Below are 24,629 nucleotides of genomic sequence, written 5' to 3' on the forward strand. Positions count from 1 at the left end.
GCGCAGTTTTCCGGTGATCGTTCCACTGTTCTGGATGACCGCGTTCGGCGCACTGGTCTCCACCGCAATGCCGTTGGTGTTCAGCACCGTCGGCCTGGCGACGATCAAGCCAGTATTAATGAGGGTCGCGGTGGTCGCGGCAGTCAGATCGACCGTCACGGCATGGGCAGCGTTCGCGTGGATATTCCCTGAGTTGGTGAAAGTCACGTCGCCGGCCGAGGTGATCATCGCGCCGTAAGCTTTGCCGGCACCGTAGAAGACCGCCCTGATCGTACCGGCATTGCCGGCGGTCACCGTGCCGGCCACGGGCAGGCCCGTGGCGGTGACGGTCGTGCCGATGACCGACAAGCCGGTCGCGGTGCCGCTGGCACCGGTCGCTATGGCGCCGACATACCCGCCGGCGTCGAGGGCGGCAGTGGCGGTAGGTGCGGAGACCGATATACCGGTGGCGGTGACCGTGCCGGATGTCGGATCCGTGGCGACAATCGCACCGGAATTGGTCGCCGTGGCGAGTACCGAGCCGTCGTTGGTGACCGTGGCGAAGCCGGACAATTTGTTGACGGCCAGGACACCGGTGGCGGTTGCCGAGCCGGACGCCGCCGCGTCGATGAGGGCGGTCGCCGACACCGTGCCCGCGTTGGTGACCGTGATGCCGGAAGCGGAGCTGACGTAACCGCGGCCACCATTGCCGTTATATGTATTTACACTGATGTGTTGGTTAGCGTAGATGCCGTTGGCCGTCGCCGCGCCGGCGCCCAGGGCGAATTCGGCGGTCGACGTGATCGAGCCGGTGGGGCCGTTGGTCACCGTAGTATTGCCGATGGTCCCTTTGTCCCTGCCGGAATAGGATTGATTGACCGTGAAGACGCCATCGCTAATCGCCGCGCCCGTAACACCGACGTAATCCCATTTGGCGTTTGCGGTGATCGAGCCGGTGTTGGCTACCGTCACGTCACCGTAGGTGGTTCGGGCGTAGACGCCGCCAGCCCATGTCTTGGCACCGTATTCGGCCTTCGACTTTTCCGAGTTGGTGCTGATCGAGCCGCTGTTGTCGATCGTCGCATGACTGCTAGTGGTGAGGTCATAGTTGCCAAATTGGGCAGTCACACCGAAGGCGTCATATGCGCCTACGGCACTGATGTCGCCCGAGTTGGTGATCATGGTGGCGCCACTACCTTCCATTTGCGCCTCGATTCCTACGCCGGCGGTGATACGGCCGGAGTTGTCGATCAACATCGTGGTGTTGGATCCATCGTAGGTCGTGGCAAAGATGCCCCAATCACTGCTCACCGTGATGTCGCCGGAATTGGTGATCTTCACCGGATCCCCGTCCACGATGTTGCTCCGAGCGCTGATGCCGTAACCTTCTCCTCCAGCAATACTGATGTCACCGGAATTGACGATGGAGATGCCACCGCCAGTACTGGTCCCGCCGCCATTCGTAGTACCAGTTTCCGCCGCGATGCCAAACATGTCGCCGGGTGAGTAGCCCGCGACTGCGGACATCGCGATGCTGCCGGAGTTGTCGATGGCGATCGCGCCATCAATCGTGCTCGCGCGGATGCCCCAGTTGAATTGGGCTGCGGTGGCGGAAACAGCGATGTGGCCGGAGTTGTCGACCGTCACGTCGCCATGGTCAGTGATGGCCTGGATACCGGTGGCACTTGAAAGATAGCTGGGTCCCCCGACGGATACCGCGATCTTGCCCGAGTTGGTGACCGTGATGTCGTTGCCGTAGTTGAGAAAGACGCCGATGCCGACGGCGCCCGAAAACAGGAATTGGCAGTAGCCGTCACCGCAGTGGTCGGGGTTGCCGGTCGCCGTCGCGCTGATGCTGCCGGCGTTGTTGATGACGGCGCTTTGGGTGAAGTTATCTGCGAAGTTGCTATACCTGAAATTGTAGTTGTTGCGACCGGTGCCGATGCCGATCGCGAACTGGTCGCCGGTCACGGTGATCGCGCCGGTGGCGGTATTGGTGACCGCCACCGCGCCATAACGAGCGGAGGCCTCGACGCCTTCCGCGAAGAAGCTGGCCTGCGCCGTGATGCCGCCCGAGTTGGTGACGGTGGTGGTCCCGGAGGCCACTCCCGCACCACTGGAGGCGATGATGCCCTGCGCATAGTCACGTTGACCCGTGGCATAGGCGCTGGTCCTGACCTGCCCGGTGGTCAGGGCGTTGATGTCGCCGGAGTTGATGACCGTGGCGGTGCCGTAGTGCGACTGCGCCAGGATGCCCGTGGCCTGCGCGACCTGTGTGCTGGCCGAGATGCTGCCGGCATTGTTGACGTACGCGTCGCCCTCAAAGGCGCTGCTCGCACTGACGCCGATGGCGTTGTTGTGGTACTGGGCGGTCGCCGCAATACTGCCGATGCTGCTGTTGGTGACTTCGGCGCTGCCCCTTTGGGCGCTGACCAGGACGCCGGTGGCTGCGCCGGGATACGAGGCCGAGGTGGTGTTGGATGTCGCCGTGATGCTGCCGCTGTTGGTGACGCTGGCGGTGCCGAAGAAGACCCCCGTGTCATTGGTCTCGGCCGCGATACCGGTGGCAGTTCCGCCGTACGTGGTGGAGGTAGTTGTGGCGGTGACGGATCCCGTATTGGTGACGTAGGTGCCGTACTGGGAGTACGCCCCGATACCAATCGCGTTCCCCTTGCCATTCTCGGTCGCTGTGATCGAGCCGTAGTTCGAGACTTTGGCGTAACCACCCGCAGCGGAGGCGAGCACACCCGCAGCCTGGCCATAGGATGAGGTTGCCTGGATGATACCGCTATTGACGACCTTGGCGAGTCCGAGGCCCGAGGCTTGGGCCACGACACCGGTGGCCGTGCCGCCAGTCGAGGTCGCCATGATGGAACCGGAGTTGTAGACGAGGCTCAAATTGCCATACGTCTCGACGCCGATCGCCTCATCCTGTCCGCTGGCCGCCGTGATCGAGCCGGAGTTGACGACGATGGCGTAATCGTCCCCATTCGCGAGCACGCCCACGGCCTGACCATTGGTGGACGTCGCGGTGATACTGCCGCTGTTGTTGACGAAGGCTTCGATGCCGTCGTAGCTTTGGGCGAGGACGCCCACCGCGGTGCCGTTGACCGAGCTGGCAGTGATCGCGCCGACATTGCTGACGTAGGCGTCGCCATATGCCGTGGCATTGACCGCAATCGCGTTGCCATCCTGGGCGGTGGCGGTGATCGTGCCAGCAGCTAGATTTTCGACGGTGACCGCGCCGTGGCTCGAATACGCGCTGACCGCCGTCACATCGTAGGCGCCGGTGCTGTACGCCTTGACGGGACCAGTGTTGACCACGGTCACATCGCCATAGGCGCTGATGTCCATCGCTTCAGCGCCGGGCGCCGTGACATTGGTGGTGATGGCGCCGTTGTTGGTCACCGTGGCCGAGGTCGAGCCGTAGGCAAAGATTCCGGTGGCGCCCACGGTGGTGATGTCGGCATAACTGGTCACGCCCACGTTGCCACCCCAGTTGGCGTCGATGCCCATCAAGCCGGCCGCCGGAATCACGCTGGTCGGCACACTGTGCGCGCTGTCGCCCAGCACCAGGGTGAGGTCCGCGACGGGGGTAAAGAAGGTGCCGGGCACGGTGTTCGTGAAGGCACCCTCGCACGTCTCCGTCGTCGCTGTCGTGGCGACGCAGGTCTGCGCGAAGGCAGCACCACTGCCGCCCAAGGCCAGCAGGGTGAATGAGATGGCCAGGGCCGCGCGGATCGCGCGGGTGACGGGCGCGACCGTGAGGGTCGGCGTGTGACGGACCTTGTTTAGACGGCCATTCGTGTTCGCATTCATGACTTACCCAACCCTTTAAGTTTTGAAAACCGTGGATGCCGCGTCCCGCCTCCCGGGATCGCGGCTGGCCCTGATCGCTGCGCGCGCGTTTCTACTTGATCGTCACCGAAGCGGTCTGGGTTGCGGCCCAACCGCTCTGGCCAGTCACGGTCTCCGTGACGCTGTAGGTACCGCCTTTGAGATAGATGTGGCTGGGGCTAGCGGCCGTGGCCGTGCCGCCGTCGCCAAAGGTCCACGCGTGCGCCGTGATCGTGCCGCCGCTATCGGTGGAGCTGTCGGTGAATTTGGCGCTCAGCCCACTGCTGGTCTCGCTGAAGTTGGCGACCAGCGGGTTAGTCACACCGATGTGCTGGATCGCACTGCTGAGGATCACGCTGCCGCGACCCGTTGCAAAGTCGTAACCCACCTTGGCCGTCTCGCCGCCGTTGTTGCCCGAGATGATGTCGTGGAAGTCGGTCGCCGGCAGCTGATACAACAACGGAGCAGCAAAGCCGACACCGGTGCCTTTGACCGCGATCACGCGCGCCCACAGACCGACGAAGATCGGGGAAGCCAGGCTGGTGCCACCCCACAGCTGGATGCCGCCATTGACATAGATGAGGGTTCCCGTGAACGGGTCGGCCTCGAAGGCAATATCGGCCACACCACGCATGGTTCCGGGGACGAGCGCGCTCTGCCAGCTTGGCTTTGGCTCGAACGTACTCGGGCTCCCGCCGGTGGCCCCGTGGTAGGGCAGATCATCCCAGACGACCTCCCCCTCCCACGCCGTCGCCGAGGACGTCAGGTGGGTACCGGCCGCGGCCACCACGTACGGGGAATCGGCCGGCCAGCTTGGCGTGATGCCGCCATCACCGCACTCGTCCGCACCGGAGTCGCCGGTCGAAATCGAGAATGTCTGGCCCTGTGCCACCGCTAACTGGAAGATTTGGTCCGACGCAGCAGCCGCGCCGGAGGTCTTTGCGGAGGTTTCGCACCCACCAATCGACACGTCGATGACCTTGGCCTGATTGGCCACGACGACCGCATTGAAGTCGGTATTCAGATCAGCGAACGAAAAGCTCGGCGTGGCATAGAAGATGAGCTGGCCGACCTGACCACCACCCGCGCCGACGATGTCCTGGCTATCGATATCCCATTCGTCGGTACCGCTGGTGTCGCCGCTGTCCGGTTCGACGTAGATCGTCTGCGTATTGACCGTCGCCAAGTTATTGGCTGTGGTGAACAGACCTAAGTCGATGGGGGGCTGGGTCATATCACCCACACTGACAATGCCCACGGTGACACCCGCCGCGGTCGGCACGCCGGTGGCGCTGTAGATGGGCGAGAAATCGAGCGGGTTGTGACCGGCGAGCGGCGCGGTGGCAGCACTCGCTTGCGCACGTTGCGCGAAGCTATGCGCCACGTACACATTCTGCAAGCCCATCACTGACAGCACGCTGCCCTGCAGCGGGGTCGGCACGTGCGCATCGCTGGTGTTCGCGAAAGCTGCGCGGCCGTCGTGGGTCTGCACCCGCGCGAACGAAGTCTGGAAGGCGGCCTGCGCGGTATCGGCCGTGCCATCCGCGGACACCAGCAGGCGATTGGGTGCGATCACCACGTGAGTGAAGCCCAACTGGGTCAGGTACGTTGCGACCGCCTGGGCCTGCGCTACCGTGGGCTCATAGTCGGCTGAAAGTTGAGCGGGTGTCAGCGTTTGGTGCGCAGCGACGAGACCGTTGAGCTGGTCGCTGTTGCGCAACTTGAGCGCGATCACGACGTGCATGGGCTGCGTGTGCGGCAGTACGCCCGCGAAAGCATCACCCGAACGAAGCTTGGTGGCGCTCGTTACCGCTGCGCCCATGCCGTTAGTGACACCATCCGCGTGAACTGACATGACGGTGACCGCGGCGAGTGCCAGCGATACGGTCATAGCCAACGCCGTGAGCCGAGAGTTGTAAAGCATCTTCATGGTCATGGGTCCTGTACAAAGGTATGTGATGAAGCAGCCCAGGTGGCTCCGGGAACATGGCGCACGGCAATTGCGAATAAAGATCCTGGCGCCATGCCGGCACGCGTCAACGCGCCATGAGCTGACGTCAAACGGTATCGAGGGACAATCACCCGTAGCTGGTGCCAAGCATCCCTGCCGATGGCACCCGGTTATGCCGACCTATCGAAGCGACGCATCGCACGTGAAAGGACTGCCGCGTAATCTATTTCCCAGCTTCCTTGGCAACTGTGGTGAAGCTTCCCTGTCAGGACTCTGGCACATGAGGAAACCTCGCACGACGGTAGATAGAGCTACTCGCCATCACTCGAAAGAGGGAGACGGGTGCGGGCGCTGAATGCCCTTGCTGCCAGCCATATAGCATCTCGTGCCGGTGATGATGGGGTAAGAAATAGTCCGGACGTGCGCACCGACATGACGAAACCCACATCCGTATCAGGCGCCCATGCCTTCGCTTAGCTGCTGCAAGCGAAAGCACCAGCGGCCCCATGTTCAATCGAACAACGTGCAGATAGCGCTAACGACACACTTAGCGACTTCACACGGCACATGCCGTTGACCCGCATCGAGTGGAGTAGATTGAACTCTGCGCGCTGATACCGGCTCGGTAAGCGTTGCGCGATCTTTAGCGCCGGAAACTTGGTCCAAGAAATTCGTGGAGACGGCAGTGAGCCGACTAGCAAGACTGATGCTTGGATTGTTTTGGGTCGCCATCCCGTTTCAATCTGCGACTGCCCTTGATCCAGCCAAAGCCATCACCCAATACGTGCACACCGTATGGCGAACGGACGACGGACTCCCTGAAAACTCAGTCAACAAGATCCTTCAGACCAGGGACGGCTATCTGTGGGTCGGCACGCAAGGTGGCATTGCTCGATTTGACGGAGTGCACTTTACGGTCTTCGACCACACTAATACCCCTGCGCTTCACGACGATTACATTGTCGATCTTGCTGAGGACCGCCAAGGAACACTGTGGATCGCCACATTCAATGGTGGCGTTACGTCTTTTCACGATGGCATCTTTTCGCATGTGGATGCGATCAGTGCACGCGGCGGGCTGGCTCTTGCCGCGGACCTCGATGGCAGTATGTGGATAGGCGGCTATGGCGGCGTGACGCACTTCAACAACGGGAAAGTAATCAAGATCTATACGGCCACCAATGGATTGTCTGGTGATCCGGTCAGGCAACTGATCGTGGATAAAGATAGATCCCTTTGGATCGCCACTGCTGGCGGATTGAATCACCTGATCAAAGGTAAGATCGAGGCTTATTCAACCAAGGATGGTCTACCCAGCAATGACGTCACCAGTTTGCATATCGGTACCGACGATACCTTGTGGGTACAGACGCAGAGCTCCGAAATCGTGCGCCGGATACAGGGTCGCTTCGAACCTTGGCAAATTCAAGGCATGGCTGGCCCCATGGTTGGCATGCTCGAGGATCGCAATGGAAATTTGTGGTTTGCCAGTGCGACTGAAGGGCTGCTTCGGATCAGTGGCCAGCAGGTCAGTCGATTCACGACAAAGGACGGCTTGAGCAGCGATCTGGTAACCAGCCTGTACGAGGACCACGACGGCAACATCTGGGTCGGCACCAATGAAGGCGGCCTCGACCGCTTCCATGACGGCAGTTTTACGACCTACGCCAAGGAGGAAGGCCTCGCCGCTGATCAAACCTATTCAGTGATCGAGGACCATGCCGGCGATATCTGGGTGACGACAGCGGCCGGGCTCAATCGGCTGCAGGGAAATCATGTCCGCGTGTTCACCACCGCTGACGGGCTGCCGACCAACAGCACCTGGTCGTTGTGGGAAGACCATGCGCAAAATCTCTGGGTGGGGACATCGGCCGGCGGACTCGCCCGGATGAACCATGGGCGTTTCGCCCCCGCGCTTCCGGCCCGCAATGACATGCCTGCTTACATGATCGGGGGGATTCTCGAAGATAGCGCCGATCGGCTCTGGTTCTCGACTAGGGGCGGTGGACTGGTGCGTTACGCCGATGGTCACACTCGCTTGTATTCCAGAGCTGACGGATTGTTGACTAATTTCATCTACGCCATGGCACAGGGCGTGACAGGCACCCTTTGGGTCGGCACCAGCAGCGGACTCAATAGCATCCGGGATGACCATGTTCAAAGCTATGCGACCAATGGCCTGTCCGACGCCGTGGCGCTCACGTTGTATGTCGATGCAAAGAACACACTATGGATCGGCACCTTCGGCCGAGGTTTATTCCGACTCGAAAATGGCCGCTTCACGCGATACACCACCCACGAAGGACTCCCAGACGACACGATCGACAACATCCTTGAAGACGCCGCTGCCAACCTATGGATCGGATCGAACAAAGGTATTTTCCGCCTCGACCGCCATGATCTGGATGCCGTGGCCGCTGGAACCGGCAAAACCGTGCAATCCATCCTCTTCGGCAAAGCCGATGGAATGAAGAGCAGTGAAACTAATGCCGGCTCGCAACCTGCCGGTTGGCGTGCACGCGACGGGCGCCTATGGTTTCCCACCATCCGAGGTGTGGTGGTGGTCGATCCCACGCGACTTTTCTTGAGCGATCGTCAGCCGATCGCGCGAGTGGAGCAAATGCTTGCTGACGAGGTAGATATCAATCTCGCCGCACCGGTGCGGCTGGCCCCCGGAACGCGTCGATTGGAGATTCGTTACACCGCTCCCAACCTTTCGTCGCCCGAGCGAACGCGATTTCGCTATCGATTGGACGGCTTTGACGAGCAATGGGTATCAGGCGGTATCCAGCGTGTAGCGCAATACACCAATTTGTCGCCCGGGCATTACACATTCCATGTCAGCGCCAGTGCCGATACCGGCCGTTGGGGCGAACCGGAGAGCATCCTCAACTTCGTCGTCATTCCACAGTTTTATCAGACCTGGTGGTTTCGCCTGCTGGGCGCGATCGCCGTGATTTTAATGCTGTTGGGAATCTATCGTTTACGCGTCAATTGGCTGCACGCAAGAACCGCGGTCTTGGAAGAACGCCATCGAATGGCCGGTGAGATTCACGATAGCCTGGCGCAAGGCTTTAGCGGCATCATTTTCCAGACGGAGGCTGCGCTACTGCGTATGAAGCGCACACATAGCACGACAGTAGGCTATGTGGAGTCGGCTCGTGATCTTGCCAGGAGCAGCCTGCAAGAAGCGCGATCCTCGATCTGGAACCTCAGCCCTCCAGCCGTGGACCAGAAAAGCCTGCTGGAGTCGCTCTCGGTGATGGCACGACAACTTGCCGGAGGACGTGTGGACGAACTGGACATCCATTCGTCCGGCAGGGCGTGGATCATCCAACCGGAAGCGCTGCATCATATGGTGCTTATTGTGCAGGAGGCACTATCGAACGCCATCCAACACGGCAGCCCCAGTAGGATATCGATCAAACTGGAATATAAGCCTGACTCGCTGCTAGTCCAGGTGGTCGATGACGGGACAGGCATCGATTCGAACATCTCCGAGCAACCCGGGCGCGGTTTTGGCTTGAAGAATATGCGCCATCGTTCGAAATGTCTGGGTGCGACGCTCGAGATGACGAACGAAGATGGAAGAGGTACGCGGGTGTCGTTGTACGTCCCTCGACTTGGCGCGTTGGCGAGACTATGGCGACATTTGCGCGGAAACAGCACAGCGAGAATTGACGGATGAGCGTGCAACCGAAAATCAAAGTGCTGGTAGTGGACGATCATCCAGTGGTGCGCACCGGGCTCGGCGCTATCGTTAGTTCTCAACGTGATCTTGAACTCGTTGGACAGGCAGCGACGGCTGCAGAAGCTATCGCGCTGTTTGAGGCGCATTCACCGGATATCTCTCTGGTAGACCTATCGCTACCCGATCGCAGCGGCGTCGAAGTTATCGCGACGCTTCGCGCCAAGTCGCCGCTCGCGAAATTTGTGGTTCTCACTGCGAATTTGGGCAGCAGCGACATTTCCAAAGCGCTTCAAGCAGGCGCACATGCCTACTTGTTCAAGGATGCAACGTCGGATGAGCTTCTGACGACGATTCGCACGGTATCTCGCGGCGGTCGGTATTTATCACCCGCGGTGGGCAGCAAGCTCGACAAGACCACCAGCCATCCTGATTTGACTGCCCGCGAGTTGGAAGTGCTGCATTGCCTGGTTCGAGGACTCAGCAATGCTCAGGTTGCTAAAAAACTTGCAGTTACCGAAGAGACCGTCAAGACCCACGTGGGCAACATCCTCGGCAAGCTAGGTGTTGCGTCACGGAGCAAAGCTGTTGCGCTGAGTCTCAAGTCTGGCTTGGTGCAATTGGATGACATGTAGCAGGTAAGCATTGGTGCTGATACATACTTTGGTTGCCAGAACGCGAATAGCTCGGAAAGTCACGACGCCCTAAGCTACTGTTTGGACTACTCATGAACATACTTAGGCATCCAGTCGTCAGCCTAGTACGTGCTTAACGCGTCTCTGTTGCACCTACTTTGCCTTATGGACCTGAACACACCTTGGTTTCATGCCCACGCCCCAGCTCTGCTAAGTTGCGCTCTCTGCCGACCAGTCGCCCGAAGGGGAACCGCATGTTTCGTCGCCGTCATCTCGTTGCCACCACCGCGCTGGCTGCCAGCCTGTTGGCGCTGCCTGCACTCGCCGACCAAGGCAAGTCCACAGCGACGCCGACGAGCCAGGAGCTGCTGGCCAAATCCAGTGCTGCCGAATGGCGCCAGCCTGACCCGAACAATCTGCTGGTGATGCAGCTGGCCACCGGTCGCGTGCTGATCGAACTGGCGCCCGACTTCACCCCACGGCATGCCGCGAATATCCGCACCCTGATACGCCAGCACTATTTCGACGGGCTGGCGATCGTGCGGGTGCAGGACAATTTCGTGACCCAATGGGACGACCCGGCCGGCGACGACGGCGGCGACCCGGCCAAGGTGCGTTCGCTGGGCAAAGCCAGTAGTACGTTGCCGCCGGAATTCACTCGCCCGATCGATCCGAAACTGGCATGGAGCGCACTGCCCGATGGCGATGTCTATGCGCCCGAAGTCGGTTTCTCCGAGGGCTTTCCGGTCGCGCGCGATCCGGCCAGCGGACAGGAATGGCTGACCCACTGCTACGGCATGGTCGGTGTGGGACGCGACAACGGCCCTGAAACCGGCAATGGCAGTGCGCTGTATGCGGTGATCGGCCAGGCACCACGCCGGCTGGACCGCAACCTGGCCGTGATCGGCCGCGTGCTGGAAGGCATGCCGCTGCTGTCGGGCCTGCCGCGCGGCACCGGTCCGATGGGCTTCTACGCCACGCCGGCGCAGCGGACCACGATCGAATCCGTACGACTGGCTGCGGACCTGCCGCCGGCACAACGTCCCGCAGTGGAAGTGTTGCGTACCGACAGCCGCACGTTCACGGCCCTGATTGAAGCGAAGCGTGACCGCCACGATGCGTTCTATGCCGTACCAGCCGGCAAGGTCGACCTGTGCAGTATCGATGTGCCGGTGCGCACGACCAAAACCGTCGCAACTGCCAAGCCCTAGTCAGGGCACATCTCATGCAACTCATTTTCACCAAAGGTTCGGGAAAGCACGACACGATGGACGTGATGCGGGATGGGGTGCTTGCCGAAAGCATTGCATGCCCCAAGCAAGGCATCATTCCTCATGACATGGTCCACTACGCTGTCGAGAGTACGCTGCACAAGCGGGGCTTTATTGGCCGAATTCTTGATGGCGAGAGGACCTCGTTCCAGATGGCGGCGGAGTCGGAGAGCGATGGCGTGGAACGCCTGGTCGAGGTGTTCCAGGCAGATGGGTGGTCAGGTTGGAGCAGCTCTGCCACAGACATGCTGGATTTGTATCAAGTCACTTGCAATGCTCGCCAATGCGAGCCTTTGGCCATACAAGCTGATGACCTTGAGGCCTTGCGCAAGAGAATCCTGGAGCTGACGGCACAATGGCAGTTGATTCCTGTGGGCAGCACGCTGGCTTTGCAGTTCGAGCGTAACCAGCATGTACCCTGACTTCAGGCGATATGCGCCGCAGCTGCCATCGACCATCCCATGAAAACATTGTGTTCAGCCTTGTCGGTTAATTTACGGGGGTGCGCATTCGCTTGCACGTGCACTCTTCACCCGTCCATTCGGAAGACACGATGCCGTTGAACGATACCCTGACTTTCTTGCGTGCATGGATGCGGGCTCCACGCAGCATCGGCGCGCTGACACCGTCAGGACCCTCTCTGGCGCGGCTGATGACGACGCACGTCAACCATCTCGATGGCCCGGTGATCGAGCTGGGTCCCGGCACCGGCGTATTCACCCGCGCACTGGTCGCTCGTGGCGTACCGACCCATCGCCTGGCGCTGATCGAGGCCGACCCGGTCTTCGCGAATGCCCTTGCACGTCGCTATCCGGGTGCGCATGTATTGAGCATGGATGCCGCGCAGCTGGGCGAAGCACTCCCGCTGTTCGGCGACGAGCGCGCCAGTGCCGTGGTTAGCGGGCTACCGCTGCTGTCGATGCCGGCTAGTCAGGTCGCAGCGATCATCCAGGGCGTGTTCGAGCGGCAGCTGCACGCCGACGGGGCGTTCTACCAGTTCACTTACGGCCCGCGCTGCCCGTTGCCGCGTCGTCTGCTGGAACGACTCGACCTCGAAGCGGTACGCATCGGCAGCGTGTTGTTCAATCTGCCGCCAGCGGCGGTGTATCGCATCGGTCGACGTCAGCGCAACCGCGTCGCGGCGTGAAACCGTTGTGCACGAGTCACTGCTGAGTCTTTCAAGGGTTTCCACACAAAACCTTGCCATTGACTGCGCTATCAGTACGGGCAAGAGCTCGTAGTTGCAGGGCGTCGCGCGGGAAGCAACCGATGAAACGCAGCCGCAAGGTATTGAGCTGGATCGTGGGTGCATTGCTGGTACTGCTCGTCGTCGTGGTGATCGTCATCGCCACTTTCGACTGGAACCGGCTCAAGCCCTACCTCAATGAGAAGGTCAGCCAGGCCCTCGGCCGGCCGTTCGCGATCAATGGCGATCTGAGCGTAGCGTGGCAGCGCGAACCGGCCGAAGGCGGACTGGCGGCACTGATGCCATGGCCGGAATTCACCGCGCGCGATATCCAGATTGCCAATCCGTCCTGGGCAAATAAGCCGCAGTTCGCGCATCTGGATGGCCTGCGCTTTCGCCTGTCGCCGCTGGGGCTGCTCGCCCATCGCATCAGCATTACGTCGCTGCAACTGCTGCAGCCGAGCATCGACCTCGAGCGTAACAAGCAGGGACAGGCCACGTGGGACTTCAGTCTGCCGCAGGGCAATGCACCGTCGGCGTGGGCGCTCGACCTCGGCGCGATCGGCTTTGATCGTGGCCAGATCGCACTGGACGATGCTGCCAGCCGGGTGAAGCTCCAGCTCAGTGTCGAGCCATTGCAACAGGCGATCCCCTATGACCAGATCGTGGCGCAGGAATCGGCTGATGCGCGTACGCAGGCCGGCAAGACGGCCGGCGCGGCCGCCGGCAAGGCGGTGGCCAACGCCGGAAATAACGATACGGACAGCGAAAGCCACGCCGCCAGCAAGACGAGTTACCAGTTCGCGTGGAAGGCCAATGGCACCTATCAGGGTGTGCCAGCCAACGGCTCCGGCCGGATCGGCGCAGTGCTGGCCTTGCAGCAGAACGGCCAACCGTTCCCGGTGCAGGCCCGGTTGCACATCGGCGACAGCCATATTGTTCTCGTTGGCACGCTGACCGACCCGACGCATCTGGCAGCACTCGATCTCAAGCTGTGGTTCACCGGCTCCAGCATGGCCAAGCTGTATCCGATCATCGGCGTCACGCTGCCGGACACCCCTCCGTATGCCACCGAGGGGCGCCTCAAGGCCGAGCTTCACCGCAACGGCAGTCACTTCAGCTATCAACATTTCCGTGGCCGTGTCGGCGGCAGCGACCTCGCTGGCGATCTCGATTACACCACCGGTGGCGCGCGGCCGAAGTTGAGCGGCACGGTGAAATCGCAACTGCTGCAATTTGCGGATCTGGCGCCGCTGATCGGGGCCGACTCCAACACCGAAAAGCAGCAACGAGGTGACGCCACCTCACAACCTGTCGACAAGGCGCTTCCGGTCGAACCCTTCCGCACCGATCGCTGGCAGGCGATGGATGCGGACGTGCAATTCAGCACCGCACGCATCGTGCATGGACCCAGCCTGCCGATCGAGTCATTGAGCACTCACCTGATCATGACTGACGGTTTGCTGCAGCTGGACCCGCTGAATTTCGGGCTGGCTGGTGGCACCATCAGCAGCCATATCCACCTGGATGGCAGCAAGTCGCCGATGCAGGGCGCGCTGAAACTGAGCGCACGCCATCTCAAGCTCAAGCAGCTGTTCCCGGAATTCGCGCCGATGCAGACCAGCTTCGGCGAAATCAATGGCGATGCGGATCTCGGCGTGCGCGGCAACTCGGTGGCCGCCCTGTTGGCCCATGCCAATGGCGAGCTGAAATTGCTGATGAATGATGGCGCGATCAGCAAGACATTGCTGGAAACTGCCGGGCTTAACGTCGGCAATATCGTCATCGGAAAACTCTTTGGCGACAAGACAGTGAAGATCAACTGCGCCGCTTCGGACCTGGTCGCCACCGACGGACTGTTCGATGCACGGTTGTTCGTGTTCGATACGGAAGATGCCACCATCAATGTCAGTGGCACGGCGAACATGACCAGCGAACAACTCAACCTCGACGTCACTCCCCACACCAAGGGTTTCCGCATCTTCTCGCTGCGCTCGCCGCTGTACGTCAAGGGCACGCTGAAAAACCCTGACGTCGGCGTGCAAAAGGGACCGTTGCTGATCCGTGGCGCCGGTGCGGTCGCGCTCGGTGTGGTTGCCGCGCCCGCAGCCGCCCTGCTCGCCCTGGTCGCACCCAGTCACGACAACGCCAATGCAAACACCTGCAGCACCATACTCGAACAGATGCGCGCGCCGGCCAAGGCCATGCCGGCTGGCAACGCGCATCGTTAAAGCATCGTTGGGTGAAAGGTCATAACAGTGTCACTGCATGCGCCTAGCTTCGGTGATCCCGGTCCTCCTGTGGATCGGGATCACCACTGATGAAGGAGCTTTCCATGAGCGACCAGCACGAAATTCATCATCACCATCACGAAGCCGCCAAGCACCTCGACGAGGCCGCCAAACATCATCGCGCAGCAGCCGAACATGCCGAAGCAGGCAATCACGACAAGGCCAGCCATCATGCGCACCTGGCCCACGGCCACAAGCTGCACGCGATCGAGCATGCCGAACACGCTGCCAAGAAGCACGCGCACAAGCACGACGTGCACTGATTGACCGACTCGCTGGACCCCGGTGCGCCCAGCCCGGGCGCACCATTGGCTTGCCTGCTTCGAAGACATCACATCGGGCGCGCGGCCACATGACCCCGAACGGGACAATGCTGCGCTGACAGTTAGAATGCCCACTGTCACGTCGAAAGAATCCCGCCGATGCCACCGATCACGAAGGCCCGCTTGCAGATCCATTTCTGCGTATTGCTGTGGGGCTTCACCGCGATCCTCGGCAAGCTGATCACGTTACCGGCGTTGCCGCTGGTGTGGTGGCGCATGTTGGTGGTGGTAGCCGCGCTGTTGCTGATGCCGAAGGTCTGGCGCGGCTTGCGCGCGATGCCGGCCCGACTGATCTGGGCATATGCCGGCATCGGCGTGCTGGTGTCGCTGCATTGGCTGACTTTCTATGCGGCGATCAAGCTGTCGAACGCCTCGGTTGGCGCCACCTGCATCGCGCTGGGACCGGTGTTCCTGGCCTTCATAGAACCGTGGATCGCCAAGCGCAGGTTCGATCCACGCGAGCTGATGATCGGCGTGGCCGTGGTGCCGGGCGTGATGATGGTGGTCGGCGGCGTTCCGCACGGCATGCGGCTGGGCATCGCGGTAGGTGTGCTATCGGCGCTGTTCGTGGCGCTGTTCGGCTCGCTCAACAAACGACTGGTCGAGCACGGCGACCCGCTCACGGTCACCTGCATCGAACTGGGCACCGGCACCCTCTTCCTCACCGCACTGGCGCCGCTGCTGCCGCACGCCGGGCCGGCCTTCATGCTGCCGGATCTGCACGATGCGCTGCTGCTGCTCGCGCTGTCGTTCGGCTGCACCTTGCTGCCGTTCACGCTGGCGCTGGTGGCGCTGCGTCATATGAGCGCGTTCGGCACGCAGATGGTGACGAACCTGGAGCCGGTCTATGCGATCGTGCTGGCGATCGTGCTGCTAGGCGAGCAGCATGAACTGGATCACTGGTTCTACGCCGGCGTGGCGGTGATCCTCGCGGCGGTGTTCGCGCATCCACTGTTGAATCGTCGGCAGCGCAGCACGAAGCAGCCCGAACTGCTCGGCACCACCGAAAGCCACAGCATTGTCGACTGACTATTGCCGAATGGCTTACGCGCCACCGAGTCGCTCGCGCAGATGGTCGATGAAGCTGCGCACTTTCGCCGGCGGCTGCCGTCCTGGATAAACCGCGTGGATGCCGCCCTCGGGCAGCCGGTACTGCGCCAGCAACACCACCAGCCGTCCGGCACGGATATCTTCCTCGGCCAGATAATCCGGCAGCACCGCCACGCCGGCACCGGCCAATACCATCGCACGCACTGCAGCGGCGTTGTTGGCCTGGGCCACCGGCTTCATGCGCACCGTGCGTCGGGCGCCGCCGCTGCTGACAAAGGTCCAGCGCAGCGGTGTGGCCAGCACGGACATCGCAATCCAGCCATGCGTCGCCAGTTGCTCCGGGCGGCGTGGCGTACCGTGAATAGCCAGATACGCCGGTGTGGCCACCACCATCTGGCGGAAACTGCCCAGGCGGGTGGCATGCAGGCTGGAGTCGCGCAGCCAACCCACGCGTATCGCCAGGTCGAAGCGCTCGGCAATCAGGTCGTTGATGCGGTCGCCGATCACCAGGTCGACCTGCACCTGCGGATGCAGCTGGCAGAAACTCGCCAGTGCCGGCGCCACCACCGCCATGCCGTAGTCAGTGGAGGTGGTGAGGCGCAGCGTGCCGCTTGGCGTATCGCGATTGCCACCCACCCGTGCGATCGCCGCTTCGGCGTCGGCGAGCAGGCGCACGCAATCGGCATGGAAGACCGTGCCGGCCTCGGTCAACGACATGCGCCGGGTACTGCGCAGCAGCAGCGTGGCACCCAGCTCCTGTTCCAGCCGGGCCAGATGCTGGCTGACCATCGCCTTGGTCAGCCCCAGCTGCTCGGCTGCCGCGGTGAACGAGCCTGCACGAACCAGCGCCACGAACACGGCCAGCCGGTTGAGATTGACTTCATTCGCCACAGGCTCACCACTGTCAACTATGGGTTTACAGTGAATTATGCATTGGGCTGTTTATCAAACCAATAGCGACGCGCATGCTTTGTCCATCAGCCGCCGACTACCCATTGCGCGGCATCTATCGGAGCTACCCATGAAAATCGCACTGTTCGGCGCCACCGGCCATCTCGGCCAGGGCATCCTCAATGAAGCGCTGTCACGTGGTTATGACGTCGTCGCCGTGGTGCGCGACGCGAGCCGCCTCACCCAGCACAACGACAAGCTGAAGGTCGTCACCGGCGACGTCGCCCAGCCCGCCAGCTGGCTCAATGCCGTGCGCGGTGCGGATGCCGTGGTGGCCAGCCTGTCCGCGCGCCGCGATGGCAACCCCGAGAGCGTGCCTGCCAATGCAGGCGTATTTCTGGACAACCTGCCGAAGGCTGGCGTGAAGCGTCTGCTGTGGGTCGGCGGCGCCGGCTCGCTGGAAGTGGCACCGGGCGTCAAGGTGATCGACGACCCGCATTTCCCCGACGCCTGGAAACCGGAAGCGATTGCACAGAGCAAAGCACTCGACATGTTCCGTGCCAGCAAGGCCGATGTGGACTGGACCTATATCAGCCCGGCCGCCCTGATAGAGGACGGTGAACGCAGTGGCAAGTACCGTGTCGGCGGTGACCAGTTGCTGGTCGATGCCAACGGCGTCAGCCGCATCACGGTTCCCGACTACGCGGTCGCCCTGCTCGACCGCATCGAGAAGCATGACGCCCTGCGCCAGCGCATCACCGTCGCCTATTGATCCATGCCCGGCATGGCTGCGCTGACCGACCCGGCTGGCGTGATCATGCCGGATGGCTGCTTCGCATCGGGGTGGCCATGGTCGTCATCCATCGGCCCCATGTCATCGTCCGGCGGTGCCTTCGCCACGATCGCCTTGTATCCGGCTGGCGTCAGATCCGGCAATTTCTGCAAGAACGCCACCATGCTCCAGATGGTGGCGTCGTCGTGACTGGAGCCCCATGCCGGCATCGCGCTCATCTTGATGCCGTGCTTGATCACCCAGAACGCTTCGCGCGGATCGGATCGGAATTTCGACAGCTCGGGTGGCTGCGGGTACAGCCCCGGCCGGATTTCGGAATCGGCCATGCCTGGGGCCAGATGGCAGCCGGTGCACATCGCCGCGTACTGGCCCGCGCCCTTGAGGATCAACTGCGGATCTTCGAGGTTCGGTACCGTGAGGCCTTTCGAGCGCCGCTCGATCGAGCGTTCCCGCAGCGTCTGCATCAGCGCATAGACCGGCCGCGTGTGGTGATCGTCGGCACCGATGTTGTAGATGCCGGAGTAGACGAACGCGCCGACGCCGACGATGCCGATGACAGCCAGGGCCGCCGTGGTCGTGATGATGGTGGTGAAGTGTTTCATGGGCTGTCCTCAGAACCAGATGCGCACGCCGGCAACAAATTGCCGATCCATCGACGGCTGACCGCCCAGCCGTATATAGTCAACTGTCGTGCCATTGCGATGGATCCACACGATACCCACGTATGGCGCGAACTGCCGACTGACTTCGTAGCGCAGGCGCAGGCCCAGCCGGGTATCCGAAAGGCCACTGCCGACACGACTGGCTGGATCGTCGCTGCCGTAGAGATTGAGCTCGAACTCCGGCTGCAGGATCAGCCGCTGCGTGAACAGCAGCTCGTACTCCGCGCGGAGGCGTGCGGCGGCACGGCCTGATGGTCCAAGGTAGCCGGTCGCTTCCAGCTCGAACCAGTACGGCGCCAGCCCCTGGATGCCGAAGGCGGCCCACTGGCGATGTGGGCCTTCGCCCACGTCCTGGCGCACGCCGAGCTGGGTGTTCCAGAACGCGGCGACGGCATGGCTCCACAACGCCTCGACCTGGCCCTCCTCGATGCGGCCATGATCAGCATCACCTTCACTGCGCAGCCACAGCTTGTCGCTGTCGTTGCCGTACCAGCCCTCCACGTCCCACGACTGGCCGGTGGCATAACGGCCGTCAGTGAGCTCAAGCTGATCGATCTTGAGCATGCCCAGCGGCTGACTGTCGCTCATGTCCATGCCCGGCATGCTGCTCTGGCCGATGCCATCGGAATAATCCGGACTGCGCGTATTCGTCGTGGCAGTGGCGCTGTTGGTCATGGTCGGCATCGCGTCGTGATTCGCTTCCGGCTTCACGTCATGGTTCATGCCCGGCATGGCCGAGGAATCCATCTGCATCGGCGGATCCGCCGGCGTGTCGGCACTTTGCGCCGCAGCTGCCAGCGGCCACGCAAGCAGCATGCAAGCAAACAGCATGCGACGACGCCAGCGAGTAGCGGTGGATATCTGCCTGCGCATGCTCATGACACCACCACCTCGCGCATCATGCCCGCCTCCATGTGATAGAGCATGTGGCAGTGATACGCCCAGCGCCCCGGCGCGTTGGCGGTCACCGCATAACTGATGCGCTGCGCCGGCTGCACGTTGATGGTGTGCTTGCGCACCTGGAACGCACCGTCGGCATCCTCCAGCTCGCTCCACATGCCGTGCAGGTGGATCGGGTGATTCATCATGGTGTCGTTGATCAGCACGATACGCAGCCGTTCGCCGGTGTTGAAATGCACGGGTTTGGCGTCGGAGAACTTCACCCCGTCGAACGACCACATGTAGCGTTCCATATTGCCGGTCAAATGCAGTTCGATCTCGCGGCCGGGCTCACGCGTATCGATCGAGCCGCCGCTCGTGCGCAGGTCGGCGTAAGTCAGCACACGTCGGCCGTTGTCGCGCAGGCCGACGCCGGGATCGTCGAGGTTCGTGCGCGGCGTGTTCACGCGCATGTCGACAGCTGATCCCACTTCGGTGCGCGCATGCCGCACCGCCGGTGCCGCGCCCATGTTCGCCATGCCCGCCATGTCATGCGACGCATGCACGCCACCCATATCGCCCATCATGTCCTGCATGCCGAGCCAGACGCGTGCATCCAACGCTGGCACCGTAGCCTCCATGCCCAGCCGCGGCGCCAGCGTGCCACGCGCGTAGCCGCTGCGATCGATCGACTGTGCGAAGAGCGTGTAGGCACGTTCGTCCTGTGGCTCCACGATGACGTCATAGGTCTCGGCGACCGCCATGCGGAATTCGTCGATCGCCACCGGCTCCACGTCCTGGCCATCGGCACTGATCACGGTCATCTTCAGGCCGGGAATGCGCACGTCGAAAATCGTCGCCGCCGAGCCATTGATGAAGCGCAGGCGGATCTTCTCGCCGACGCGGAATATCCCAGTCCAGTTGCCGGCCGGCGCGGCGCCGTTCATCAGATAGGTATAGGTGCTGCCCGATACGTCGCTCAGGTCGGTCGGATTCATGCGCATCGCGTTCCACATGCGCCGCTGTGCCAACGCCGGCGCGAGTCCCTCGCGATGCACGTCGCGCATGAAATCGGCGACGGTGGGCTGGGCCCGGTTGTAGTAGTCGCTCTGCTTTTTCAGCTTCGCGTAGACATGCTCGGGGTTTTCATCGGTCCAGTCATTGAGCATCACCACGTAGTCGCGATCGGTGGGATGGCGCTCGGGACCGTCCGGCTCGACCACCAGCGCGCCATAGAGTCCGGTCTGCTCCTGGAAGTCCGAGTGCGAGTGATACCAGTAGGTGCCGGACTGGCGCAGCGTGAATCGGTAGACGAAGGTCTCCCCCGGCGCGATGCCGGGAAAGCTGATCCCCGGCACGCCGTCCATCTGGAACGGCAGCACGATGCCATGCCAGTGGATCGAGGTGGGCGCGCGCAACCGGTTGGTGACGCGCAGCGTGACAGTCGAGCCCTGGCGCATGCGCAGCACCGGGCCCGGCACGCTGCCGTTCACCGTGGTGGCGAGTCGCGGCGCGCCGGTGTAGTTCACCGGCGCCTCGATCACGTCGAGTGAAAAATCGGTGCCGCCCGGGACCGTCGGCTGGCCCGCGCTGGTCAGCGCCCAGACGGGCGACGAGCGCCACATCCCGATGCCGGCAAACGCGCCGCCCAGCGCAAGCCCCTGCACAAAGCGACGGCGGGAGTAGCTCGGCAGCGTGTCTGCCGAGGGGTGAACAGGTTTCATGGTGCAGCTCCACACAGCGTGCCCCGGCGCCCCGGAGTCGGTCATGGCCGCCGTCGCGCAGCAGCAAGCGGCCATGGCCAGAGCGCGCGACGGATCAGGTCAGTTCGGAGACCCGGAGCAATGGAGGTCGCAGCGGTGGTGCATGCGCGATCTTGGGCGCGATCACCCGAAGTGAGGCGACATGCAGGACAGCGGGTGCCACGGCAGAAAGGAGTGTCATTGCCATGACCGGCAACACCGTGCCGCATGCCGCCGCACAGTGACAGGTATTCGTCGTGCCGTGATCTGCATGGCCTTGACCGTCGCAACACCCGGACTTGATCGTCATGGCGTGATGCATGCCATCGGACATATGGGCCTGATGTGCGGCGTAGCCGGCAGCAGGCGCCATATCCGGCATTCCACCCGGTGCCGCATGCACCGGCGCCAACGCCAGCATCAGCCACGCCAGCCATGCCAGCACCCGAAGGTGCGGCAAGCGTACGAGATGGCGAAGTGTGCGGGGCATTGGCACAGCTTAGGTGCTGCGTTGTCCTGCCTCAACTCTGGAGCTGCATCCATCAGGCTTCCCGCCAGTCACGGAAGCCATGCAACGGGAAGCAGACACCCGCCCGTCTATACTTGGCCACCCTGCCCGCCGTGACCGCCATGAATTACCGCCACGCCTACCACGCCGGCAACTTCGCCGATGTCCTGAAGCACACCGTGCTGCTTGCGCTGATCGAGGCGATGCAGGCCAAGCCGACGCCGTTCTGCTACATCGACACGCATGCCGGTAGCGGCAGCTACGCACTGGACGGTTTCGAGGCAAAGAAGACCGGCGAGCACAAGGACGGCATCACACGCCTGCATCCGGCCGAGAAGGTACCGCCACTGCTGCAACGCTGGCGCAGCCTGATCCTCTCCGGCGAAGGCAACGAGCAGGGCCTGAAGCACTACCCCGGCTCGCCACTGCAGGTCGCCCGCCTGCTGCGCCCGGACGACAGCGCACAGCTGTGCGAGCTGCATACGGATGAAGCCACCAAGCTGCGCGAACTGCTGCATCGCGACCCACGCATGCATGTGCACCAGCGCGATGGCTACGAGGCGTTGAAGGCACTCGTGCCGCCAAAGGAAAAGCGCGGACTGGTACTGATCGACCCGCCGTACGAGGCGCAGGAAGCCGAATACAAGCAGATCGAGAAAGCACTGAAGGAAGCGTTGCTGCGCTGGCCCACCGGCGTCTACGCCGTGTGGTATCCGATCAAGTTGCGCAGCCAGGTGCAGCCCTTCCTGCGCGGCCTGCAGCGTAGCAGCGCGAAGCGTGTGCTGCGTGCCGAACTGCTGGTGCATCCGGATGATTCACCGCTGCGCCTCAACGGCTCAGGCATGGTGATCCTCAACGCGCCCTGGAACCTCGACGACGTGTTGCGCGAACCGCTACGTGCACTGGCCAGCCTGCTGTCGCAGGAGCGTCCGGCCGAATGGAAGCTGGACTGGCTGCTACAGGAAGGTGCCGAGCCGCCGGCGCCGAGCCCGTTGCCGCCATCGCGCCTGGCAGCAGCGCGGTCCCCGTTGCGCGGCGGTCCGGTGGTGCGCGGCGCCGGCCCGACTCGCAAGCGCTGACGGCAGCAATACGAAAGCCCTCCCAATCTCGTCATTCCGGCGAAGGCTGGAATCGCTTTATCCAGAGCGAAGCCGGGCATCCATTTGGCCTCTCGCAAGATCAACTGCGATTCCGGCCTTCGCCGGAATGACGAGGTTTGAGGTTGCCGGAATGACGCCAAAAACAGAATTCGAGCTGTCACATATTCCGCTTCGGGCATCGCTACACAACCTGCCCACGCGACTTGTTGTAGCGTAGCCAGCCCACCTAGCCCCCATCATGTGGACGTTCTCGCTCAGTAGCCCATTGGAGTTTTGACCATGTCCGTCACTGCCCGCTCCCTGCGCCACCTGTCCGCTCCACTGCTCGCACTGGCCTTGGCCGCCTGCGCACCGCCGCCGATCTACCCGAACGTGCCGAACGCCATCGTCGCCGTGCCATCCCAGGTGGCGCAGTCGCCCGAGCGTTATTCCGGCAATGCGGTGATCTGGGGCGGCCGCATCGTGGGGGTACAGAATTACGCCGACCACAGCGAGGTCGAACTGCTGGCCTATCCGCTGGATTCCTCGCAGCGACCGCGAGTAGCCGACAACGGTGGCGGCCGCTTCATCGTGGTGATGCCTGGTTACGTGGAAGCACTCAGCTATCCGCCGGGCGCGCTAATGACGGTCAGCGGCAAGCTCAACGGCAGCCGTGCGGGCAAGGTCGGGGAGGCCGACTACGTGTTCCCGTTGGTCATTGCGGCGCAGTCGCATGTCTGGACACCCGCAGAAATGGCACAGGGCCGCAGCAACATCAGCTTCGGTGTCGGCGTGGGTGTCGGCATCCGCTAAGCCTCTCACGCAGAATCCTGCGGCATCGGTAGACTGCACGATCAACCCCAAGGATCGACGCCGCATGTCCGGTCACGCCAATTCGCTGAAAGCGATCCTGCTCGCGCTCGGCGCCAATTTCGCGATCTTCGTCACCAAGCTGTTCGCCGCCGTCATCACCGGCTCCGGCGCGATGATGGCCGAAGCGGTGCACTCGCTCGCCGACTGCGGCAATCAGTGCCTGCTGCTGCTCGGCATGCGCCAGGCCAGGCGACCAGCCTCGGACGAATATCCGCTGGGCTGGGGCCGCGCGCTGTACTTTTGGTCCTTCCTGGTTGCGATCCTGCTGTTCAGTGTCGGCGGCATGTTCTCGGTCTACGAGGGCATCCACAAACTCACGAATCCCGAGCCGCTGAAGTGGCCGTGGCTGGCGCTTGGCGTGCTGGTGTTCGGCATCGTCGCCGAAAGTTTCTCGATGCGCGGCTGCATGCAGGAGGTCAACAAGGCACGCGGCACGCAGAACCTGTGGACGTGGTTCCACGAAACACGTTCGAGCGAACTGCTGGTGATTTTCGGCGAAGACCTGGCCGCCCTGATCGGCCTGTGCCTGGCCACGCTGGCGATCGGGATGACCATGCTTACCGGCAACCCGATCTTCGACGCGATCGGCACTGTCGCCATCGGCGTCCTACTGATCGTCGTGGCCGTACTGGTGGCGAACGAGGTCAAGGCACTGCTGATCGGCCAGGGCGTCGAACCGCGCCGCCGCGCCGAACTGCTCGCCTTCCTCAATAGCCGCCCGGAAGTCGCCGAAGTACTGAACCTGATCACCCTGCAGATGGGCCCCGACGTCATGGTGGCGGTGAAGGCACGCATGCAGCCAGCCGCCAGCGACCGCGCCCTGATCGACGCGATCAACGCAGTCGAGGCGGCGATGAAAGCCGCGTTCGATGATGTGCGCTGGAGTTTCTTCGAGCCGGATATCACCGATTGATCCAAAACATCAATTTTCGGCAAACGCACTGCAACTACTACGTTGCGCAAGTCTGTCATTGCAGGTCAAAGGCGAACC

General features: G+C 62.4%; 18 protein-coding genes and 1 pseudogene. 12 read left to right on the forward strand and 7 right to left on the reverse strand.

Annotated features, from left to right (window positions below; all coding sequences use genetic code 11):
• Both GSQ75_RS05470 and GSQ75_RS05475 read right to left on the reverse strand, forming a co-directional pair.
• Positions 1-3,798 (reverse strand): hypothetical protein (locus GSQ75_RS05470; protein ID WP_216840611.1); only part of this gene is annotated, 3,798 nt, incomplete at its 3' end.
• 91 nt (positions 3,799-3,889) lie between these two features.
• A complete protein-coding gene (locus GSQ75_RS05475) occupies positions 3,890-5,746 on the reverse strand; it encodes a protease pro-enzyme activation domain-containing protein (RefSeq protein WP_158753463.1) in 1,857 nt (618 codons plus the stop codon).
• Between the two features lie 706 nt (positions 5,747-6,452).
• Here GSQ75_RS05475 and GSQ75_RS05480 point away from each other — a divergent pair.
• From GSQ75_RS05480 to GSQ75_RS05515, 8 genes are all read left to right on the forward strand, one after another.
• On the forward strand, positions 6,453-9,455 hold the full coding sequence (locus tag GSQ75_RS05480; protein WP_216840612.1) for a sensor histidine kinase: 3,003 nt from the start codon (positions 6,453-6,455) through the stop codon (positions 9,453-9,455).
• A complete protein-coding gene (locus tag GSQ75_RS05485; RefSeq protein WP_158753465.1) occupies positions 9,452-10,090 on the forward strand; it encodes a response regulator transcription factor in 639 nt (212 codons plus the stop codon). The genes GSQ75_RS05480 and GSQ75_RS05485 overlap by 4 nt, the downstream gene beginning before the upstream one ends.
• A gap of 254 nt (positions 10,091-10,344) precedes the next feature.
• Positions 10,345-11,301, forward strand: coding sequence for a peptidylprolyl isomerase (locus GSQ75_RS05490; RefSeq protein WP_158753466.1), 957 nt, complete (start codon positions 10,345-10,347; stop codon positions 11,299-11,301).
• Positions 11,302-11,315: 14 nt separating this feature from the next.
• Positions 11,316-11,783 (forward strand): hypothetical protein, encoded by a 468-nt coding sequence (locus GSQ75_RS05495; protein ID WP_158753467.1) that lies wholly within the window; start codon positions 11,316-11,318, stop codon positions 11,781-11,783.
• Between the two features lie 230 nt (positions 11,784-12,013).
• Positions 12,014-12,508, forward strand: coding sequence for a phospholipid methyltransferase (locus GSQ75_RS05500; RefSeq protein WP_254058441.1), 495 nt, complete (start codon positions 12,014-12,016; stop codon positions 12,506-12,508).
• Positions 12,509-12,630: 122 nt separating this feature from the next.
• Entirely contained in the window at positions 12,631-14,778 is a 2,148-nt protein-coding gene (locus GSQ75_RS05505) for an AsmA family protein (RefSeq protein WP_158753469.1), read from the forward strand.
• Positions 14,779-14,882: 104 nt separating this feature from the next.
• Positions 14,883-15,101 (forward strand): hypothetical protein, encoded by a 219-nt coding sequence (locus tag GSQ75_RS05510; protein ID WP_077442687.1) that lies wholly within the window; start codon positions 14,883-14,885, stop codon positions 15,099-15,101.
• Between the two features lie 159 nt (positions 15,102-15,260).
• Positions 15,261-16,190 carry a DMT family transporter gene (locus GSQ75_RS05515; RefSeq protein WP_158753470.1) on the forward strand — a complete coding sequence of 310 codons (930 nt, stop codon included), beginning with the start codon at positions 15,261-15,263 and terminating at the stop codon, positions 16,188-16,190.
• A gap of 15 nt (positions 16,191-16,205) precedes the next feature.
• Here the strand turns inward: GSQ75_RS05515 and GSQ75_RS05520 are convergent, their stop codons facing one another.
• Positions 16,206-17,102 carry a LysR family transcriptional regulator gene (locus GSQ75_RS05520; RefSeq protein ID WP_158753471.1) on the reverse strand — a complete coding sequence of 299 codons (897 nt, stop codon included), beginning with the start codon at positions 17,100-17,102 and terminating at the stop codon, positions 16,206-16,208.
• A 130-nt stretch (positions 17,103-17,232) separates the two neighbouring features.
• Here GSQ75_RS05520 and GSQ75_RS05525 point away from each other — a divergent pair, with 130 nt between their 5' ends.
• The gene (locus GSQ75_RS05525; RefSeq protein WP_158753472.1) at positions 17,233-17,874 is read left to right on the forward strand and encodes an NAD(P)-dependent oxidoreductase; all 642 of its coding nucleotides are present in this window, start codon (positions 17,233-17,235) and stop codon (positions 17,872-17,874) included.
• Positions 17,875-17,945: 71 nt separating this feature from the next.
• Here the strand turns inward: GSQ75_RS05525 and GSQ75_RS05530 are convergent.
• The 4 genes and pseudogenes from GSQ75_RS05530 to GSQ75_RS05545 form a co-directional block, all read right to left on the reverse strand.
• Positions 17,946-18,497: pseudogene (locus GSQ75_RS05530) on the reverse strand (cytochrome c); the annotation flags it as partial.
• Positions 18,498-18,506: 9 nt separating this feature from the next.
• On the reverse strand, positions 18,507-19,436 hold the full coding sequence (locus GSQ75_RS05535; RefSeq protein WP_254058442.1) for a copper resistance protein B: 930 nt from the start codon (positions 19,434-19,436) through the stop codon (positions 18,507-18,509).
• Complete coding sequence (locus GSQ75_RS05540; protein ID WP_158753474.1) at positions 19,433-21,160, reverse strand: copper resistance system multicopper oxidase; 1,728 nt, start codon at positions 21,158-21,160, stop codon at positions 19,433-19,435. The genes GSQ75_RS05535 and GSQ75_RS05540 overlap by 4 nt, the downstream gene beginning before the upstream one ends.
• A gap of 94 nt (positions 21,161-21,254) precedes the next feature.
• Positions 21,255-21,668, reverse strand: coding sequence for a hypothetical protein (locus GSQ75_RS05545; RefSeq protein WP_158753475.1), 414 nt, complete (start codon positions 21,666-21,668; stop codon positions 21,255-21,257).
• 140 nt (positions 21,669-21,808) lie between these two features.
• On the opposite strand from GSQ75_RS05545, the gene rlmJ reads away from it, so the two are divergent.
• From rlmJ to GSQ75_RS05560, 3 genes are all read left to right on the forward strand, one after another.
• Positions 21,809-22,765: a 23S rRNA (adenine(2030)-N(6))-methyltransferase RlmJ gene (rlmJ, locus tag GSQ75_RS05550; RefSeq protein WP_158753476.1), complete on the forward strand. Its 957-nt coding sequence runs from the start codon at positions 21,809-21,811 to the stop codon at positions 22,763-22,765.
• A 300-nt stretch (positions 22,766-23,065) separates the two neighbouring features.
• Positions 23,066-23,578, forward strand: a complete 513-nt coding sequence (locus GSQ75_RS05555) for a Slp family lipoprotein (protein WP_158753477.1) — start codon at positions 23,066-23,068, stop codon at positions 23,576-23,578.
• Positions 23,579-23,642: 64 nt separating this feature from the next.
• Positions 23,643-24,551 carry a cation diffusion facilitator family transporter gene (locus GSQ75_RS05560; protein ID WP_158753478.1) on the forward strand — a complete coding sequence of 303 codons (909 nt, stop codon included), beginning with the start codon at positions 23,643-23,645 and terminating at the stop codon, positions 24,549-24,551.
• Positions 24,552-24,629: the final 78 nt, after the last annotated feature.

Source organism: Dyella sp. S184 (assembly GCF_009766065.1).
Classification (GTDB): Bacteria; Pseudomonadota; Gammaproteobacteria; order Xanthomonadales; family Rhodanobacteraceae; genus Rhodanobacter.